This window comes from Polaribacter sp. Q13, assembly GCF_016858305.2.
GTDB lineage: Bacteria > Bacteroidota > Bacteroidia > Flavobacteriales > Flavobacteriaceae > Polaribacter.
On sequence record NZ_CP074436.1, the window covers coordinates 3303718 to 3325528 of the forward strand.

General features: G+C 30.8%; 12 protein-coding genes. 2 read left to right on the forward strand and 10 right to left on the reverse strand.

Annotated features, from left to right (window positions below; all coding sequences use genetic code 11):
- Positions 1 to 141 precede the first annotated feature (141 nt).
- Positions 142 to 2397, reverse strand: coding sequence for an inorganic phosphate transporter (locus JOP69_RS13935; protein WP_203393188.1), 2256 nt, complete (start codon positions 2395 to 2397; stop codon positions 142 to 144).
- Positions 2398 to 2471: 74 nt separating this feature from the next.
- A complete protein-coding gene (locus tag JOP69_RS13940; RefSeq protein WP_203393187.1) occupies positions 2472 to 3701 on the reverse strand; it encodes a porin in 1230 nt (409 codons plus the stop codon).
- Between the two features lie 336 nt (positions 3702 to 4037).
- On the opposite strand from JOP69_RS13940, the gene JOP69_RS13945 reads away from it, so the two are divergent.
- Together JOP69_RS13945 and JOP69_RS13950 are read left to right on the forward strand one after the other, a co-directional pair.
- Positions 4038 to 6839: a TonB-dependent receptor gene (locus JOP69_RS13945; protein ID WP_203393186.1), complete on the forward strand. Its 2802-nt coding sequence runs from the start codon at positions 4038 to 4040 to the stop codon at positions 6837 to 6839.
- Positions 6840 to 6969: 130 nt separating this feature from the next.
- Entirely contained in the window at positions 6970 to 8934 is a 1965-nt protein-coding gene (locus JOP69_RS13950) for a hypothetical protein (RefSeq protein ID WP_203393185.1), read from the forward strand.
- A 614-nt stretch (positions 8935 to 9548) separates the two neighbouring features.
- On the opposite strand, the gene JOP69_RS13955 is transcribed toward JOP69_RS13950, so the two are convergent.
- From JOP69_RS13955 to JOP69_RS13990, 8 genes are all read right to left on the reverse strand, one after another.
- The gene (locus JOP69_RS13955) at positions 9549 to 10052 is read right to left on the reverse strand and encodes a DUF3575 domain-containing protein (RefSeq protein ID WP_203393184.1); all 504 of its coding nucleotides are present in this window, start codon (positions 10050 to 10052) and stop codon (positions 9549 to 9551) included.
- Between the two features lie 70 nt (positions 10053 to 10122).
- Positions 10123 to 10686 (reverse strand): DUF3575 domain-containing protein, encoded by a 564-nt coding sequence (locus JOP69_RS13960; RefSeq protein ID WP_203393183.1) that lies wholly within the window; start codon positions 10684 to 10686, stop codon positions 10123 to 10125.
- Between the two features lie 112 nt (positions 10687 to 10798).
- On the reverse strand, positions 10799 to 11935 hold the full coding sequence (locus JOP69_RS13965; protein WP_203393182.1) for an efflux RND transporter periplasmic adaptor subunit: 1137 nt from the start codon (positions 11933 to 11935) through the stop codon (positions 10799 to 10801).
- Positions 11936 to 11974: 39 nt separating this feature from the next.
- Positions 11975 to 16294: a CusA/CzcA family heavy metal efflux RND transporter gene (locus tag JOP69_RS13970; RefSeq protein WP_203393181.1), complete on the reverse strand. Its 4320-nt coding sequence runs from the start codon at positions 16292 to 16294 to the stop codon at positions 11975 to 11977.
- 83 nt (positions 16295 to 16377) lie between these two features.
- Positions 16378 to 16764, reverse strand: coding sequence for a hypothetical protein (locus tag JOP69_RS13975; protein ID WP_203393180.1), 387 nt, complete (start codon positions 16762 to 16764; stop codon positions 16378 to 16380).
- A gap of 306 nt (positions 16765 to 17070) precedes the next feature.
- On the reverse strand, positions 17071 to 20448 hold the full coding sequence (locus JOP69_RS13980) for a hypothetical protein (protein WP_203393179.1): 3378 nt from the start codon (positions 20446 to 20448) through the stop codon (positions 17071 to 17073).
- Positions 20449 to 20504: 56 nt separating this feature from the next.
- The gene (locus tag JOP69_RS13985) at positions 20505 to 21026 is read right to left on the reverse strand and encodes a methylated-DNA--[protein]-cysteine S-methyltransferase (protein ID WP_203393178.1); all 522 of its coding nucleotides are present in this window, start codon (positions 21024 to 21026) and stop codon (positions 20505 to 20507) included.
- Positions 21027 to 21791: a TatD family hydrolase gene (locus JOP69_RS13990; protein ID WP_203393177.1), complete on the reverse strand. Its 765-nt coding sequence runs from the start codon at positions 21789 to 21791 to the stop codon at positions 21027 to 21029.
- Positions 21792 to 21811 lie beyond the last annotated feature (20 nt).

The following is a 21811-nucleotide window of genomic DNA, read 5'->3' on the forward strand; positions in this document are numbered from 1 at the left end:
TATAACTACGGCTACGATAAGATTTTTTATTTCATATTAAGAAACCTTTATGACAAAAGATAGTAACTAGTTAAAATTTATTGTAACATAAAAAAAGCCATGAAGTTTATTTCATGGCTTTTTTATATGTATAGAAAACTGTTATAATTTTACTTGTTTTGTACTTACGTGAAACTCTTCATAAGTTTCTAATAAACTCATTAAAGCTTTAATTAAATCTTTTGTTTCTAACAGTACGCTAAAGTATAAAGTGGTGTTTTTAGGGCTTGTTTCATCAGTTCTAATTCTAGCAACTTGTTTTTCAATAGAAGATCTTACACTTTGTAACAATTCTGTCTTTTCTATTAATAGGCTGTTTAAATTGTCTAATTCTCTGTTTTCAAAAATAGCCGCTTCTTTAGTTAACAAAATAGATAAAGCAACATCAATTGTTTTTAAATCTTTTATTTGCCCTTTCTTTAAGTTTTTATGATTGTTATTTACGTGTTTGTAACTAGCTCTAGAAATATAACTAATAGATTGTGCTATGTCTTGTAAATACCCTAAAACCATAATGTAAAATCTACTTGCTTCTACAGAGGTTTCGTCTAAAGATTTAATAAAATAGAAAACACCATCTTTTAAACCATCTATTTCTTCATTAAGTTTTGCAACGTGTTTATCTGTTTTACGTAATTTATTTAAATCATGATTGGCTAAATCATTTACAACATTGGTATACAATTTATTTACACGATGTATTACTTCAGAAATATGGTCTGCACTTTCTTCAATTACACCATTAATAGTAATTAATTCTGATCTTTCTATATATACTTGTTTTTTTATTTCTTTAGATCTTCTTCTGTGAATTAAGGTGTTTCTTCCAATTAAAAAAGCAACTAGTGCTAATAAAATAGGAATCATAACCATATCCCAACTAATTAAATAAGCAACAAGAGCGGCTGCTAAAAAAGCAGTAATTGCGGTTAAAAACCATCCACCAACAACGTTTATTACTCCTGCAACTCTGTAAACAGCACTTTCACGTCCCCAAGCTCTATCTGCTAAAGAAGTACCCATTGCTACCATAAAAGTTACATATGTGGTAGATAAAGGTAATTTCATAGAAGTTGCTACAGATATTAAAATACCAGCAACAATTAAGTTTACAGATGCTCTTACTAAATCGAAAGCAGGTAATTCATAGGTTTTATCTTTTGGCAATTCTATAACTGGTTTTTGAAACTTAGTATCTACATAAGACAACATTTTTTTAGGAAAAATTTTACTAATTCCAAAATTAAGACCCATTGCAAATCTTACCACAACTCTAGATAAAGGGTTTGGTTGAAATTTTTCATGACCTTCTCCTTGTCTAGATAAATCGATACCTGTTTTTATTACATTTTGTGCTTTACTAGAAGTCCATAAAGTAACTACCATAATAGCACCTGCTAATAATAATAACCAAATATTAGAAGGTACTTTCTTCGCTAAAATACCCATAGAAAAGGCATCTGGAGCAACACCAGAAAGGTTCCAAGATTGGTAAGAGTTCCAGGCAGCAATTGGTACCCCTACAAAGTTTACCAAATCATTTCCAGAAAAAGCCATGGCTAAAGAAAAAGTACCAACTCCAATAATTAATTTTAGAATATTAATTTTAAAGAAATGGATTAAAATTTGAGAAATGATAGACCAAACAACAAAACTTCCAACGATAATTAGAAATGTATTTCCTTCTATTATATGTGCTATATCTTTATACCAAGGTGTTCCTTTCATCCCTTTTATAATAATAAAGTACGTAATTGCTGTAATAGCAAATCCTCCAAAAAGAGCGCTAATATAGGTAGGTCTCTTTTCGAAATTGAAAGAAAAAATCATCCTTGAAAAAAATTGGACAATAGCCCCTACAGAAAAAGCAACTACTACCGAGAGTAGAATACCAAAAATAATGGTAGTGGCTGTTTCATGGTTAATGTAACTCCAAATATCATTAAAAGACTGTGCGTCATTAGCAGATATTTTTATCAAAGAAATACAAACAGCAGCTCCCAAAAGTTCAAAAACTATAGAAACAGTAGTAGATGTAGGCATTCCAAGGGTATTAAAGATGTCTAGTAATAAGATATCTGTAATCATTACTGCCATAAAAATGAACATAATGTCTTGGAACATAAACATATTAGGATTAAAAATTCCTTTACGAGCAACTTCCATCATTCCGCTAGAGGTAACTGCTCCAAAAAACACACCTAAGCTTGCAATAATCATAATATTTTTTACAGATATTGCTTTTGAGCCGATGGCTGAATTTAAAAAGTTAACGGCATCATTACTAACACCTATAACTAAATCTACTATAGCTAATACAGCTAGAGCTACTAACATTAAAATATATGGATCTCCCATTTTGTTTGATTAATTTTTTTGCAAATTTATAGACTTAAAAGAATGCCTATGTTAGGTTTATGTTATCTTTTTTATTAAAAATGAATATCTACTTGTAGTCTAAATAATAGTTGGTTTGTATTAAAACCAATGTCTGTGTAACTTAAATCTGTTTGTACTTTTAATTTATGTTCAGCAATATATTTAGAGACACCTAAAGTATATTGATTTTCGGCACCTTTACCTGTTATATCCTTATCTAAAGAAATGTTTGTGTATCGACCAGAAACTTCTATCGTTTTAGAAAGCATATAACCAGATTGTAAATTTAATCCGTTACCTACTTGTACTTTATCTCCTGTTAAAGTACCATCAGAATTTTTTGCTAAAGGATCTTTTGCATCTCTATTTGCATATTCTGCCATAAAAGAAAATCCATTATGCTTATACATGGCATCTAAATAAAGTGTAGATATGTTAGTTTGATAAAACTCTGCACTAGAACCTTCTAAAGTACCATCTATATACATATAAGAACCTTGATTACTTTTTGTTTTAGAAGCATTGTTATTAAAATCATAGGCAACACCAAGAGATAATTTCGGTTTTTGTTCAAATTTTAAATCACTTCCTTTATAATCTCCTTTGCTTGCAAATTCTCCAAAAGGAAATAATTCTACTCTTGTAGTGTATTGGTGACCGCCCTGGTTGCCTCTGGTTATATTTCTCCCTTCACCTTGGGCAATAGAGAAAATTTCTTTTACTACAAATTTATCCGTTAGATTAAAATGATGTCTTAATTGAATTCCGATATCTCTATCAATAGTAAATCTACTATTTAATAAAGAACGATCTACCATTTGCAAATTTGCAGAAGAAATTACACGTTCTCTGTTTCCTGGTAGTTTCGTTTGTCCAAACCATAAAACAAAGTTTCCAGAGAAATTCCATTTTAAAACAGCATCTAAAATATATCTAGGAGACTCATGTGTATAATATGAAGCACCAGATTGATCTCTATTAGATAAACCTAATTCTACTTTGTATTTTAATTTAGGTGAAAAGGCAAAACCATCAAATTTTAATCGAGACCTTCTAATTAACATAGAACTTTCTGGGTTAGAAAGCCCATTACTTACATCCCATTGAGAAGTCGCAAGGGTTTGAAATCTCAATCCAACCTTCATTGTAAAAGTACTGTCTTTACCAACGAGGTTAAAAAGTCCTTTTCCAAATTTTGGCGCATTCGTTTCTTGTGCATGTACACTTAAAAAGGTACATACAATAATGAAGGTTACTACTTTACGTAGTATGGAGAATTGCATAATTATTAGTTTTTGTCACTGCAAAGAACCGTTAATTATGTTAAATTAATGTTAATAAAGTGTTATTAAAACAAAAAAACTGCCTTGGCCAAAGGCAGTCGTTCATAAATTGTAGTCGACAAAAACTAATTAAATTTATGCGAATCTTTATCTCTAAAGAATGGTCAAATATCTAATCAAAAATTAAAATGAATGTTATATCAAAATTAATAAAAGGTTAACTATTTTTATTTATTTAACATTTAGTTAATGTTTTTGTGATGCAAGCATAATTTACAACTAACATAGAGTTTACAAATGCAGTAGACTTTTGCGGCAGTAAATTATACGAAAAAAATGAAAAAATTTTTATTTATTACCTTATTAGCTTTTAGTCAATTAATAGTTGCGCAAAGCAAAGGAACGTTAAAGGGTGTGTTAACGGACAAAGAAACAAATAATGAGCCGTTACCGTTCGCAAACGTCATTATTAAAGGTACCGCAATTGGTACAACTACAGATTTTGACGGAAATTACATTTTAAATGTATCCGCAGGAAAGCATACTGTAGAATTTAGTTTCTTAGGATATAAGACCGTTGAGAAATCGGTTACAATTGTTGCAGACGAATCTGTAACGCTTAACCAAGTATTATCTGCAGAAGAAGGAGTCTCTTTAGAAGAGGTAGTTATTAAGGCTGCTACATCTAGAGAATCTGTTTCTGCTTTATTGCTAGATCAAAAGAAAGCAACTGTAATTAAAGAAAGTATTGGAGCGCAAACTTTAGCTAAAACCGGAGTTTCTAATGCCGCCAATGCAACTACTAAAATTTCTGGTGTTACTAAAAGTGAAGGTTCTGGAAATATTTACATTAGAGGTTTAGGAGATAGATACCTTTCTACTACCATGAATGGTTTACCTATTCCTTCGGATGATGTAGAAAATAAGAATGTAAATTTAGATTTGTTTTCTACTAACGTTATTCAAAATGTAGGTATTAGTAAAACATACTCAACAGCTAGTTATGCAGATCAAGGATCTGGTAATGTAGATGTAAATTCTAAAGAGTATTCTAAAAAAGGATATTCGGTTTCTGTTTCTGGTGGAACAAATACAAATGTTTTAGGAGTTTCAGATACATTTAGAAAAACGGTTATTAATAATGATGTATCTCTTGGTTTTCATAAAAAGCAATATGCATTACAGAATTTAATAACACTACAAGGTTGGGATACAGAAAAAGTAACAACTCCAATAAACTATAGTGGTTCTTTTTCTGCAGGAAGTAAATTTGAAATCTTCGGAAAAGAAGTTGCTATTTTTCTTACAGGTTCTCATTCTAAATCTTTTGAATATCAAGAAGGAATTTTTAGATCGTATAGATCTAATGTTTTAAATAAAGCGTTTCCAGATATTTCTAATGGAAGTGTTGCTGCTACAAATGATGTAGAAAGCTTTATTTCTAAAACAAATACTACGGGGTATGTAAATGTTGGAGTAAGATTAAATGATAATAACAAAATTAGATACAATACTTTATTTGTAAATAAATCTACAGATAATTTATACGAACAAGGAAGAAAAGGTTTAGGATATGTTTTTGATCAAGATCCGCAAGAAGAAGGCGCTTTTGTAAGAGACCAAAATTTTAGACAAACTACCATGTTTGTTAATCAACTTTTAGGTGAGCATAAATGGAATGAAAACAATACTTTAAATTGGGCTGGAGGTTACAATTTTGTATTGGCAGAAGAACCAAATAGAATTAGAAATGAAGTAAATATTTTAGATATTACTACTTCTCCAGAAGTACAGTTTTCTCATGTTGGAGATTTTCAACAAAGAAAATCGAGTCAGAAAATTCAAGATACAGAGTACAATGGTTTTATAGAGAATAAGTGGGCTTTAGGTGTTAAGGATGAAAATGATGATAAACCATATTCTTTAAACTATGGAGTAAATTATAGATATAAAGAAAGAACCTTTAAATCTTTATTTGTGGGTGTAAAAGCAAAAGGATATACCGCGCCATCGATAGATGAGTTATCTTCAGTAATTACTACTAAAGGGTTTAATAATGGTTTAACTTTAAGAACTTCTCCTGCCGATAGGTTTGAAGCAGATTTAGCTATTATGGCTGGTTTTGTAAACTTCGATTTTGCTTTAGATAATAAATTGTCTGGTAATTTAGGTTTCCGTTTCGAAAGAGATGAAATAAATGCCATTTGGGATGTTGCCAACTACTACGACTTAGAAAATAGTCGTGAAAGAATAGGTACTTTAAATAGAGTATACCAAAGTTTGTACCCAAGTGTAAATTTAAAATATGAATTATCAGAAAACAAATATTTGCGTTTTGCGTCTAGTATTACACAAACTTTACCAGAATTTAAAGAATTATCTCCGTTTGAATATGTTTCTCCAACAGGTCGTGTTACAAAAGGGAATCCGAATTTAGAAAAATCAGAAATTTATAATTTTGATTTAAAGTATGAGATGTTTCCTCAAAGAGGACAACTTTTTTCTGCAACAGCATTTTACAAACAAATTAATAATCCAATAAACTTAGCTCAAACAAGAGGTTCATCAGGATATTTTTATTACGCAAATACAGGAGAGAAAGCAACTGTTTATGGTTTAGAATTAGAAGCAAAAACAGATGTACTAAAAAATGATGATGACGAAAGTGTTTTAAACATTACGGGTAACATTACCAAAATGTGGTTAGAGCAAGATTTATTAAAAGACTTTCAATACAAAGATGTTACTGCATCTAGTTTACAAGGCGCATCAGACTTTATTGCAAATGGTTCTTTAAGTTATTCTGATAATAAAGAAAAAGAATTGGTGGCAACTTTAAGTGGTAATTATTCTTCGGATAAAATTTATGTTTTGGGTTCTCCAGAAGATTTTTCTAATAGCGCATCCTTATATAATGATGAAATTATAGAAAAAGGGTTTGTTACACTAGACTTTGTAGTTAGTAAAAAAATAAGTAAAAATTTATTATTGAAGTTAGTTGGTAGAAACTTATTGAATCCAGAAATTAAACAAACACAATTCGTTAAGGATATAAATACAGATGTAGAAACCAATGAAACCGTATTATCTTATAAAAAAGGAAGTCAGTTAACATTAAGTGTTAAATATACTTTTTAGTCAATTAACGATTACTTAACAAAGCTATCAAAATTATAATAAATCCTAACATACTATTAATATTTAGGTAAAGAAAAGGAAAGAATAAGACCATTTCTTTGTATAAAATAACAAACATATTAAACTAAAAATGAAAAAATCAATTTTTAAAATTTTAAACATAGTAGCATTTTCTGTTGTTACTTTAACACTAACAAATTGTGGTAGTGAAGAGCCTTCTATCTTCATAGAAGAACCAACTTCAGAAGTTATCGGAAATTTAGCTTCTGGTGTAATGAATGGTAGTTTAGACGAAGATTTTACTTTAAACGCTAGTACAGTTTATAATTTAAATGCATCCTTTATAGTACAATCAGGTGCAACATTAACAATTCCTGCAGGAACAAGAATACAAGCTTTAAATGGAGGAACAAGTGTATTTATTGCAGTTTTAAAAGGTGGTAAAATAGATATTCAAGGTACTGAGTCTAACCCAGTATTTATGTCTTCTGCTTCTGGTAATCCTGGAGATTGGGGAGGTTTAACAATTTGTGGAGATGCAACAACTACAGCAGGAGCTGATGCAAAAGCAGAGGTTGGTGATTTTATTTACGGAGGAACAAATGATGCAGATAATTCTGGATCTATCAATTACTTAGTAATAAAAGGAACAGGTGCTCAAATTAATGCAGATTCTCAATATAACGGAGTGTCTTTATATGCAGTAGGATCTGGAACTAAAATTAGTAATGTAGCTGTAATTAATGGTTCTGATGATGGTTTTGAGTTTTTTGGAGGTACCGTTTCTGTAAGTAATTTATACTTAGAAAATAACGAAGACGATGCTATAGATTGGACAGAAGGATGGAATGGTACTGTAGATAATGCTTATATTTCTCATACTATTGCAGGTTTTTCTACCGTTTTTGAAGGAGATAAAGCCAATAACAATCCTAAATTCAATAATATTACGGCTGTTTCTACAGTTGGTGGTACAGCTTTACAATTTAAATTACAATCTGGAGGTACAATTACAGGTTTATCATTGTCTGGTTACGATGTTTCTATAGATATGAAAGATGATGGACCTTTAGCAAATGTTCTAATTGATGGTGTTGCTGCAAACCCATTATTATCTTATACAAATACGCCAGTAACTACTGCTGCAAGTTTTACTTGGGTAAACTCAAGTGTTTCTATACCAACTTCAATTTTACAGGGAACAGTAACAAATAAAGTAACTTTAGATGCTTCTATAGTATATAGTTTAAACTCTTCTTACATCGTTCAAGATGGTGGAGAATTAGTAATTCCTGCAGGAACTAAGATAATCGCTAGAGATGGTGGAACAGGTGTTTATATAGCTGTTTTAAAAGGTGGTAAAATAGATATTCAAGGAACAGCAACAAGTCCTGTGGTTATTTCTTCTACATCAGCAACAGCTGGAGATTGGGGAGGTTTAACAATCTGTGGAGATGCAACTACTTCTGCAGGTGTAAATGCAGAAGCAGAAGTAGGTGGTTTTATCTACGGAGGTACAAACGATGCAGATAGCTCTGGTTCTATTAAATATTTAGTAATTAAAGGAACAGGAGCTCAGATTAATGCAGATTCTCAATACAACGGAATTTCTTTTTACGCTGTTGGATCTGGAACTACCATAGAGAATATCTCTGTAATTAATGGAGCAGATGACGGAGTTGAGTTTTTTGGAGGAACTGTTTCTGCTACAAATGTGTATTTAGAAAACAATGAAGATGATTCTGTAGACTGGACAGAAGGATGGAACGGAACTATAACTAATACGTATATTTCTCATACAGTTACTGGTTTTTCTACTGCATTTGAAGGAGATAAAGTAAACGGAAATCCAAAATTTGTAAACCTAACAGCTATTTCTAGTGTAGATGGTACTGCTTTGCAATTTAAGTTACAATCTGGAGCTACAATTACTAACATTTGGTTAGAAGGATATGCAAAAAATATCGACATGAAAAATGATGGTCCTTTAGCAAATGTAATTATAGATGGTTCTACAGCTTCTACAACAGCAGATTATAAAACAGGAACTAAAGTAGATGTTAGTACTTGGTCTTGGAAAAGTGCAAGCTTATAATAAAATTCAGTAATTGTAAAATTACTTAGCTATATATTTTGTAACCTCTTGAAGCCATTCGCTTCAAGAGGTTTTTTTATTTAATGTTTAACGAATACCAAATGAATTTTAATGTGATTGATGATAAAGTTGAATTGTTTTTTCTTAATATGAAATAGAAAATGGAATCATAGTCTTAGTTATGATTCTATTATATATATTAAAATATTAAGGGAAAAGAAACGAATTTAATCGATCTTTTTGATGTTTGTTTGGTATAATATGACCCTGAACACCATTATTAAATGTTTGGTAAATAAATGAAATGATTATGTTTTCCTGCAAGGTTTTAAAACCTTGTAGGTGTAAAAGCAAAAAATAAATTTGGAAAGAGTATAAATACGTGTTTAAAATGACGAGGTTATAAGTTTTATCTTAAAGTAGAGAAGATCTGAAGTCTATAATAATCATCTGCTGAGGTGTAATTATAATCCAAAAAAAACGCACTCTAAAGTGCGTTTTTTTGTCAATCTGAATTTATTTCAGATTCTTATGGTATTTACTTTTAGTAAGTTGAGATACTGAAACAAGTTTAGTATTACAAGATGTAATACTTTTGTAAAGTAAAAAAGTAATTAGAATCTCCAACCAACATTTACACCTAATCTAGGTACTAACGTAGGTGAATCTGACCCAAATAAGTTTCTACCAAGACCAGCGTGTATATCAATAGTTAAACCACTTCCTGTAATATACTTTGTACCAACAGCAACACCTAAGGCGCCATCTGTATATTTGTTATCGTAAACTCCAGGAGCGTTTTCTTCATCAGACTCTTTTTTTCCAAAATTGATTCCTAAAAAAGCTTCTCCAAAAAAGTTCCATTGGTCGTTTTTAGAAAAATAATTACGATAATAAGGTGTAATCATAGTGTTTTCATTGTATCTAAAATTAGCATCTTGTTTTGCTAAGTTAAATAAAGCAGAAACACCAAAAGAAGAAGTCTCTGTGATATAGTTTTCATAAGAAAACTCTAAACTCTTTATAACCAATGCGTCTCCAATGTCTAATTTAATTTCTTGTTGTGCGTAACTTAAAGAACTGATTAATAGTCCGAAAGCCAAAAGTAATTTTTTCATGTTTTTAATTTTATGAATAACGTTTTTTTTAAACTTTAATTATGTTGCAAACTTAGTAAATAAGATTGATTTAGAATCTATATCCTAAAGAGATTCCACCTCTACCCACGGCCTCTAAAGAACTGTTATCTCCTCCTAAATTACGACCTACTCCTAAATATATTTCTGTAGTAAACCCTTTTTTAGAAATAAATTTCCCTCCAACAGAAATACCAACAGCAAATTCTGTTTTGGTGTCTCCGTTATAAGAACTATTATAATTTCCATAACCATCAAGATAATAGTCGTAATTATTATTCTTATAAGAGTGTAACATTCCAAAACCTTCCACAAAAAAACCTCTAGCAAATTTGTTAGAAAAATATCTTCTGTAATACGGTGTTAAAGAAAACTTTCTGTACTCATCTATATCTTCATTATTGTCAAAACCTACTAATACTCCAACACCAAAAGAGGATTCATCATTAATTAAATATTCATAAGAAACATCTAACCATTCAAATGCTAAAAGGCCAAAAGCATTTAATTTTACTTCGTGCTTTTTATTGATGTCTTGTGGGTATTTTTCTTCTTTTTCTTGTGCTATTGAAATAGCAGAAATAAATAATAGCACTAATAGCGTAATGTTTTTCATTTTCATTTTTTTTGGTTGATAATGCAAACGTATCAAAAAACGATCCGAAAATCTAAAAAATAACACAAATTAAAAACCTGAAATTATCTTGTATTTAATGTATTAAAAATGTTTACGCTCCATTAAAATCATTAGATAACATAAACCCTCCTTGAATAAGTATTTTCTTTCCTTTTAAAATATCTGGATTTAATATTTGTGCGTTGTTTTCATCTTGCACACCAATCTTTAATTTTACTTTTTCAAAGATATAATTAGCATCCTTTTGTTGTTTTAAAACCAATGCAAAATAGAGGTCTCCACTTTTTTTAAGTGCACTTTTTGGTAATGATATTTCTTTTTTAGAATCACAAATTATATCAGCTTCAATATACATGCCTGAAATAAAATTAGTAGCTTCTTCATCATTAATATGACCATGCACCTTAATAGTTCTGTCTTTATTTATAGATGTACCCACCAAATGCACTTCTGCATCAAATATTTCATTAGAAGATTCTGGTATTTTAAATTTTATTTTTTGGTCTTTTTTTATTTTTAAAATATCTTTTTCAAAAACAGCTAATTCTAAATGAATATGATCTGTATTTATAATTTCTAACAATTCGCTTGCCGAAGAAACAAAAGAACCGCTACTTACGTTCACTTTTGTAATATATCCGCCAATTGGAGCGTATAAATTGATGGTTGCTGTTATTTGTCCTTTGTCTACTGCATTCGGATTGATATTCATCATTTGTAATTTTTGACGCAATCCGTTATAACTTGCTAAACTAACCTTGTAGGTACTTTCTGCTTGTAAGTAATTTTTTTTGGAAGTAATATTTTCATCAAACAAAGTTTTTTGTCTGTTAAACTCATTTTTTAGAAAATTCAATTGTGCAGAAATTTCTAAATATTGCTGCTGAATTTCTATAAACTCGGTGTTTTTTAAACTGGCTATTAATTGCCCTTTTTTGACTTTATCGCCCACTAAAAGTGGAATTTTAGTTACATAACCCCCCACAAAAGTACTTACACTCGATTTATTCTCTGGCGGAACATCGATGGTGCCATTTGCTTTTATTACGGTATTAAAAGCTTGTTCTGAAAGCGAACCTAATTGCATGTTTTCGCTTTTGAATTGTTGCTCGCTTATTTCAATTAAATTGTTGTTTACTACAATTTCTTCACTGTTTTCTGTTGCTTTTTCTTTATTTCCGCAGGCTAAAAAAAGCACCGAAAATAAAAGGATATATGTGTATTTCATTTTTTTATAAATTTGTAATTATTATTTATTGAATCAACTTTAAAAAGTATTTAAAATAAGATAGTTTATCTTGATAACCGTTTGGTTGTACGCATTTAAATTGTCTAGATACGAAAGCTCAATATCTTTGGCCGTTTCTAAACTTTGTATGTATTGAAAAAAATCAATTTCACCCTCTTTAAATGTTCTGTTAGCGGTTTTAATAATCTCATCTTTCAAATTTCTTCCTTGTAAATCGTAATAATTAATGGCTTCTTTATATTGCTGTAAAGTTGCTAAAAGAGCGTTGTGCTCAGATTCTAGTTTCACTTTATAATCTTGTTGTTGCTCTAAAACAATTTCTTCAGAAATTTTTGAAGCTTTTATTTTGGAAGCATTTCCATAAAAGAACAACGGAATTTTTAATCCTATTTGATAGCCTTTAATAGGGCTTTTTAAGAGATTATTTGTGCCTTGAAAATATTCTAAACTAATATCTGGCAACAGGTTTTGTTTTTCCTTTTGAGACAAAGCATTTTGATAGTTTTTAACGTCATTAAAATATTGAATGCCTAAATTATCTTTGGTTGATATTTGTTGTACTTCTAATTTCTGAAGCGGCTGATTCAAAATATTTAAAGTATCAATCTGTACAATACTTTTTAATTGATTGGTTGCTAATACAATTTCTTGCAAAGACTGTTTGTAGACGGTTTCTAACTGTTTTTGTTTCGATTTAGCAGTAATCATTTCTAAATAATTGGTTTCACCCAACTCAAACCTACGTGCTGCTTTTTTTGCAAAATCTTGATACAAACTATCTAAAAATCGATAGGTTTCAGCCTTATTTTTAGCATAACTGAGTTGATAATAATTTGCATACACCGCTTTTTTAATTTGCTGAACTTGAATGTTATAATTTGTTTCTTCAATTAAAACTTTTCTTTTGTTTATTTTTTTATCAGCAAAATAAACTGTTGGGAATTTAAAGTCTTGTGCAACGCCAACTATTTTTAAAGGTTGATTGTTTGTTGCTAAATTATTTTCATCATAATTATAGTAAACAGCAGTTTTATCAAAACTAAAAGCACTTCCCACCAAAGCCTTGCTTTCGTCTATTTTTAAATTAGAAGCTTTTAAACTGGCATTATTTTTTAAAGCCAAGTTTAATGTTTCTTCCACCGTTAATTTAGATTGCGCATTTGCACTTATCATCAAAAACAAACCAATTACAGTTAAAGCTCCTTTTTTATTGAGTTTGATCAATTTTTTCTCTTCAAACCAAGCGTATAAAACGGGTAAAACAATTAAGGTTAAAATAGTAGCTGTTACCAAACCACCAATTACTACAGTTGCTAAAGGACGTTGTACTTCTGCGCCTGCATTGGTAGAAATGGCCATCGGTAAAAAACCTAGTGCAGCGGCTGCAGCAGTTAGTAAAACAGGTCTTAATCGTTCTGCGGTTCCGCGTTTTATACGTTCTTCAATATCGTCCATTCCTTCTTCTTTTAGCTCTTTAAAATGCTCTATCAATACAATACCATTTAATACGGCAATACCAAATAAGGCAATAAAACCAACACCAGCAGAAATACTAAAAGGCAAACCACGCAGCCATAATAATAAAACGCCTCCTACGGCGGATAACGGAATGGCAGAATAGACCAATAAAGCTTCTTTTATAGAGCCAAATGCAAAATAGAGTAGTAGAAATATTAAGGTTAGTGCAATAGGTACTGCAACTTTTAAACGAGCTTTGGCACTTTGTAAATTTTCAAATTGTCCGCCATATGTAACGCTATAGCCAACAGGTAATTTCAAATTTTTGTCAATAATAGCTCTAACATCGTCTACTACAGATTGTAAATCTCTGTTTCTTACGTTTACACCAACCACAATTCTACGTTTTGTGTCATCTCTAGATATTTTTGCTGGTCCTGTGGTGTATTTAATATCAGCCAATTCACTTAAAGGAATTTTATTTCCATCGGGTGTGTCTACATATAAATGCGCTAGACTAGATAAGTCTTTTCTGTTATTTTCATCTAAACGAAGTACCAAATCAAAACGTTTTTCGCCTTCAAAAACATTACCAACGGTTCCGCCTGCAAATCCCATAGAAATTAATTGATTTACATCAGAAATATTTAAACCATAACGTGCAATTTTACTTCTGTTAAAAGTGACACTCATTTGCGGCAAGCCTTCTACTTTTTCAATAATAATATCAGAAGCACCTTCTACGTTTTTAATCAATTCTTTTATTTCATCTGCTTTGGTAGCTAAAACAGATAAATCGTCTCCAAATACTTTAATAGCAACATCTGCTCTAACACCTGTAATTAATTCGTTAAAACGCATTTCTATAGGTTGAGTAAACTCAACTTCCATATCAGGAATTATGGCTAAGGCTTCTTTAAATTTATCTGCTAATTCGTCTTTACTATTTGCAGAAACCCATTCGCCTTTAGGCTTAAGTTTTATAATAACATCACTTTCTTCCATAGACATTGGGTCTGTTGGCACTTCTGCAGCACCAATTCTACTCACCACTTGGTCTACTTCTGGGAAATTGTCTAAAAGAATTTGCTCTATTTTTGTGGTGATTTCAATGGTTTTTCCTAACGAAGTTCCCGTTTTTAATACAGGTTGAATTACAAAATCACCTTCATCTAAAGTGGGTACAAATTCGCCACCCATAGTAGTAAACAAGAAAATACTCGATGTTAAAAGAAATCCCGCTAAACTAAGTACTATTTTTTTATGCTGTAAAGCCCAATGAATAGAAGGTTTGTACCATGAATTTAAGATCTTCATTAAACGTACTGAAATATTTTTATCACTAGGTTTACTCGGTTTTAAAAATAAGGAAGAGATAACGGGTACGTAGGTTAAACATAATAACATAGCACCAATTAATGCAAAACTAAAGGTTAATGCCATTGGTTTAAACATTTTTCCTTCCACACCACTTAATGACAAAATAGGGATGAAAACAATCAAAATAATTAATTGTCCAAAAATGGCCGAATTCATCATTTTTGAAGCGCTTTTTAAGGTAATTGCATCGATTTCATCTTGTTTAGCTTCTTTTTCTAGGGATTTTAGTTTATCACTTTCTGTAATAATTCTAAAAGCAATAAACTCTACAATTATGACGGCTCCGTCAATAATAATTCCAAAATCGATGGCTCCAAGACTCATTAAATTGGCATCTACGCCAAAAAGATTCATCAATGAAATAGTAAATAATAAACTTAAAGGAATAACGGATGCTACCACCAATCCAGAACGAAGGTTTCCTAATAATAAGACCACTACAAAGATGACAATCAGCGACCCTAAAATTAAGTTTTCGGAAACGGTAAAAGTTGTTTTGTCTATTAATTCGCTACGTTCTAAAAATCCGTTGATAAAAACGCCTTCTGGCAAACTACCTTGTATGGAAGCTACACGTTCTTTTACGGCGTCAATAATTGCTTTGGAGTTGCCGTCTTTCAGCATCATAACTTGTCCGAGTACTTTTTCTCCTTGTCCGTTTCCGGTAATGGCACCAAAACGGGTAGCGCTTCCAAAACCTACTTTGGCTATGTCTTTTATGTAAATAGGAGTGCCTTCATTTTTAACCACAATATTGCCAACATCTTCAAGCGATTTTATCAAACCTTCTCCTCTAATAAAAAAGGTTTCGTTGGTTTTTTCAATATATCCACCACCTGCAACACTATTATTTTTTTCTAATGCCTCATAAATTTCGGATACAGAAATATCCATTGCATTTAACTTATTCGGATTAATGGCAACTTCATATTGTTTTAAAAAACCTCCCCAAGTATTAATTTCAACAACACCTGGAATTCCCGATAACTGTCGTTTTACAATCCAATCTTGGATAGTTCTTAATTCTGTGGGAGAATATTGGTTTTCATACCCTGGTTTAACATCTAATATATATTGATAAATTTCTCCTAAACCTGTGGTAATGGGCCCCATTTCTGGTGTTCCGAATCCTTGTGGAATTTTTTCTGAAGCCGATTTTATTTTTTCGGCAATTAATTGTCGTGGTAAATAAGTACCCATATCATCGCTAAAAACAATGGTTACTACAGATAAACCAAATTTAGAAACAGAACGAATTTCTTCTACTCCCGGTAAATTTGCCATTTCTAACTCTACCGGATAGGTGATAAATTGCTCTACATCTTGGGTAGATAAATTACGAGATGTGGTAATAACTTGTACTTGATTGTTGGTAATGTCCGGCACAGCACCAATAGGAATTCTCGTTAAAGAGAAAATCCCGAAACCAATAATAAATGCCGTGAAAAGGAAAGTAATTAGCTTATGTTTTAAGCTGATTTTTATAATGTTTTCTAACATAATTCATAAAAATTAAGAAATAAATAAATTCCTGGTTTCCGTTTATGTGTTAAACGAATCCAGAATTAAAAATCTAAAATGAATTATGCGTGTTTGGGTGGTTGAAAAACAGAAGGTTTATCAACTAAAGAATAAGATTCTTTGTAAAAATAATTTTGTTGAATTTGAATTGTTGGGGTTTGTTTCAATTCAAAAATTTGCGTGTTTAAAGTAAAAACAGACGGTAAATGGTTGTGATTTACACAATCTTGTTTAAAAGGTAAATCGCCATGTTCTTTGTGTTTTTTTGATATAGATTCTTTATCTCCATAATGTTCTATTAAAAAATCTGTAAAAGTGTCCCCGTATGTTTCTTGATGAAATTGGGCGTGTTCTATCAATACATTGATTTTAGAAAAAGTTTCTAAACCAATATTAAAACTCTGCAAGAGAATTAAATTTGATAATAAAAGTGCTGTAAGTTTCATCATTACGATGCAAATTAACCATTTTTTTTAAACTTTTAATGAAATAATTGTTACATAAGAAGAAAATTAACATTTTAAATAATCAGAAAAAAGTGTTATAATTTACAGTTTTAAAGAAAAAGATATGTCTGGTTTAGCTTAGTCGAAACCTATTTGGGAAGCTATATTGTTATCGATTGCGCTAGAACTGACAAAAGAAAAAAATTGCAACCAATGTAAGAGTGATAAAAAAAAGTTAAGTTATAGTCAGGTCTTGGTTCTTGATTCTAAAAGCGAAGCGGTCTTATGTCTATTATCGGAGATAAATTATTAAAAAATAGCTCTTAACTGCACAGTTCCGGTATGAATGGTTTTTGAGTTCTCACTTTTTCTACCTAAATAAGATAAGTTCAGATTTAAAAAAGCATTTAATTTCTGATTGAATAAAAGATTCCAAGTATAATTTTTTCCATCCTGTAAACCTTCTAACATTTGGTAGGCAACGGGCGAGTTGGTATCACCAGTAAAATCATTTAAAAATACGTTTGCATTGGCAGAAATTTGATTCTTTTTACTGTTGATGTAGAAGTATTCAATTCCGAATTTTTGTTGCTTCAACTGTTCGAAATCTGCGAGTTGGTTTTCTTTATTTTTAAAGTGATAAAAAGCAGTTAAACGATTGCTTTCATTGTATAAGAAACTAATTTTTGGCTGAAACTCATTGGCATTAATGGTGTAGTTTCTATTGTTGAAATTGGCTGTTTTTAAATCATTTTCAGCGGTTTTACCCATCAACTCAAGCAACCAAAAAGTTGCAAATTTATGTGCAAAATCTAGCTGATGTAACTCAATGTTATTTTCTTGATTTCCGATAAAATATTGTTGCTTATTTCTGTTTTTTCCGTAAGTATATGTTGTACTATATTTTTGAAGGTTTCTGTTGAAATATAGACTATTTCTAAGACTGAAATTTAAACCAATCAGTTTACTTTCATCAAAATCAAAAGGATTAAAATTAAACGAATTCCCTATTCTTTGCTGTTCATTTTCTACACTTAAAAAACTCTGGTTATAAAACTTAGAAAGTACTTTTTTAACCCCATTTTTAGCTGTCCAAATTCTTGGGTTTAATGTTATAGACTGCGTAAATTTTGCTCTTTGAGTGGCAATAAATTGTAAATTTGGTTTTGGTAAACGTAAATATTCCGCTTGATCTTGAAATTCTGCAACTTCAAATTCATCAAAATCCTTAACGCCATCGCTGTTATAGTCTATCCAAGTATAATACCCCAAACCAGGTTCTGTTTTTACATAAATATATTCTTGTTGGGCAACGTTACCCGATGAAGTTTCATAAACGGTTCCTAAATTGATGAAACTATTAAATAATGCTTGATTAAAAACAACTTTAGAGTTTAACGATTTTTCATTGTCTGTAAACTTGTTTTCTGTAAGTCTGTAATTCGCAAAAACACTTAAATTGGTTTGTTTGTTTTGTATGATTTTACTGTTGATGTAAAATGTTTTTCTATTATTAATTTCTGTAAAACTATTCGACTTTATACTGTCGTTATTTCTGTAATTAAATCCGAATTTGGCAAATACATTGGTAGAATCTCCAATTCCGAAATAGGTTTCATATTCTTTAAATTTATGGCTTGTATTGATAAATTCTTGTGTGGTAAGGTCTTTTCTGCTATTGGTTTCAAAGTTGATAAATGCTCCCAACCATTTTTTATTAAAATCATGTTCTACTTTAGCTTTCGCTCTAAAAAACGAGTTGTCTTCGGTTGTTGAAGTGTTTTGTAAAAAACTACCATTTACATAAAAGGAAGTGTTTTTTAACTTCATCTTAGATTGTAATTCATGCTTGTTTCCAGAAAAAATATCTTTGTACGTTAAGTTGTTATATCGGTATAAAATAAAATCTTCCTTTTTATTTTGTAAGCTAAATTCAGACTGAAAATAGCTTTTGGTGGCGTCATTTGTTAGAATATTCCAATCTCTGTTAAATTCTACCGTTTCCCAACGTTGTACTGTTCTAAAATTATTCTGCACAAATTCATGACTTACATTACTCTGTAATTTCCATTTTTTATCAATTAAAGTCTGTTGCCAATTTACTTTTGTAGCGATGGCTTTATTTTGGGCATCATCTATAGTAGAAAACAAATTGGCATCATTATTACTCAATGCAACTTCGGTATTAATTATTGTTTTTCCAGAAGGATTGTATGCAGATTGAACAATAAATAATTGCGATTTTGTAGGTGGAGTTAAACGAATAATAGGGTTGAAATTCCCTTGATTTGTGCCAACAAATAAAAAGATATTTCCGATTGCTGTGGTTTGGTCCAATACATAATCTCCTAAATTACTGCCAACGTTAGAAAAAGTTACCGTGTACAATTCATCAGCTGGATTGCTAGAATATTCAAAAATTTCTTTGCTTCCATTAAGTACTTTTTTATACAGAATTTTATTTTCATTAAAAGCATCTTCATAGGCACTTTCTGCAATCATTAAATCGGTATTATTACCAGCACTTTCTAAGATTCGTTTTTGTTCGTCTGTTAAATTTTGTTGTATTGGTTGATTTTTAGCATCATTTTCCGAATAAAAATAACCAGCAATACTAAATTTTTCACCTTCGTAAGAAGCTTCATCATAGGTTATAAAACGAGTATAGTTTCTTTCTGAATATTGAAAATCAATTTTAATTCTCATATCATTAGTAATTGGATATGTGGTATTGAATTCTATTTCAGCTAAATTATAATCAATAGTATAATCGTTTTCTTCTCCGCGTTTAATAGGAATTCCATTGATAAAAACCTGTTCGCTGCCTTCTATAATTAAAATGGCAGTTTCATTATTAGTCCCTAAAATTTTATACGGACCTTGATTGCCTTCTACACCAGTAATGTTATATGAGCTAAATCTACCTCTCACCACAGCGCCAGAAGCGGCAACTTTAAGGTTGTCATTTAAATTAGCTTCTACCAGTAAGCCTGAAACTTGTTTGGTAAACGGTAAAAAATAACTTTTGGTGTTTTTTAGAGAAATATCTCCCGCTTTTACACGCCAATTATCAGTAAACATTTCAATAAAAATACGGTCGAAATCGGTGATGTTTTGCGAATATCCGTTTTCTTGAATGGGAATATTCGTGTCAAAAATATTGGCTCTTAAGGTTACGTCTTTAGATAGTTTTCCAGAAATTTCTAAATCTAAAGCAGAACTTGTAACTGCGTTCTGGTTATTTCCAGAGGTAATTCCTCTAGAGATAAAACCTTTGGTTTGTAAACCATCAAACAATTTGATATCTGAAGCTTTTTTGTTGGTGGTTAAACTGTATAACTTGCCGGTATTTGTGCCGTTTGGCAGGATGAATTTTTCATCAAAAGGAGTGTATATTTTGGTGATAAAATCTGGTAGGCGAAAATATTCTACCGTAATTTCTGTATATTTTTTTGAGTTGATACTTAAAATAGCATTACTAAAATCGATTGTAAATTCTGAAGTAGGAATTTCTTTAGAAAAAGCATCTAAGACTTTAAATTTCTCTGGATTTAAAGCTACAGAATCTAATTGAACGGTATCTTTTTCAATCAAATATTTCTGTATTCTAAAATCTTTAGATACAGTTTGAGATTGGATTGAGAATCCAATAAAAAGTAAAAAGAAAAAGAGAATTCTTTGAATCATAAAAAACTATACGTTTTAAACGTAAAAATATGTTTTTTAATGTTTGAATAATAAAATTAGAACAGCGATTGCTGTTTTACTGGGTTTTCGTGCGCCAATAACCATTTTTTACGCCAAATTCCGCCTGCATAACCCGTTAAAGAACCATCCGAACCAATAACTCTATGACACGGAATAATAATCCAAATTGGGTTTTTGCCATTTGCAGAAGCAACCGCTCTTATCGCTTTTACATCTCCTAAAGCTTTGCTTTGTTCTAAATAGGTTCTTGTTTTATTAAAAGGAATGTTTAATAATTCGTCCCATACTTTTTTCTGAAAATCGGTTCCTTGAGGATTTAATTTTAAATCGAAATTACTTCTTTCTCCAGAAAAGTATTGCTCTAATTGAGCGACACATTCTTGTAAATATTCAGGGATTTCAGAATTTGTCACTTCGAGTCTTTCGTCTTCGCTCAAGATAAACTCAGACAAGGGATCATCATCTAAAACCGAAACAGATTGAATTCCGTTTTCGTCTCCTACAATTTTTGCGGTACCTAATGGTGTTTTGTAGTATGTGGTTTGTGGTTCTAACATTTAAATCCCAAAAACATCTTTAGAATTCTGGGTTGTAATTGCTGCAATTTCATCAAAAGGAAGACCATAAATATCTACTAATTTATCTACTACGTTGGTTAAATAAGCACTTTCATTTCTTTTTCCTCTATATGGAGTTGGTGCTAAATAAGGCGCATCGGTCTCTAAAACAATGTGTTTTATGTCAATTTCATTTAAAAACTTATCAATCTTACCATTTTTAAAAGTAGCAACTCCACCAATTCCTAATTTCATATTGTAAGAGATAGCTTGTTTTGCTTGTTCTAAGGTTCCTGTAAAACAATGAAAAATCCCTCTTAAATCATCATTTTTTTCAGATTCTAAGACTTCAAAAACTTCATCAAAAGCATTTCTACAGTGAATGTTAATCGGCATTTTTCTTTCTTTTGCCCATTGTATTTGTGTTCTAAAAGCGTCTTGTTGTTGTGTTAAAAAAGTTGTATCCCAATATAAATCCATGCCAATTTCTCCAATGGCGTAAAAATCTTTTTTATCGATCCAATCTTTAACCAATGCCAATTCTTCTAAATAGTTTTCTTTTACAGAAGTAGGATGTAAGCCCATCATTAAAAAAACATCATTTGGATAATTTTTTTCTAATTGTAACATCTTTTCTGTGTACGTAGAATCTATGGCAGGAATAAAAAAACGAGTAACGCCTGCGTCTTTAGCGCGTTGCATCATTTCTGCTTGATCTTCTTTAAACTGACTAGAGTATAAATGGGTATGCGTATCTGTAATCATTTAGTGTAAATTTTCAATTG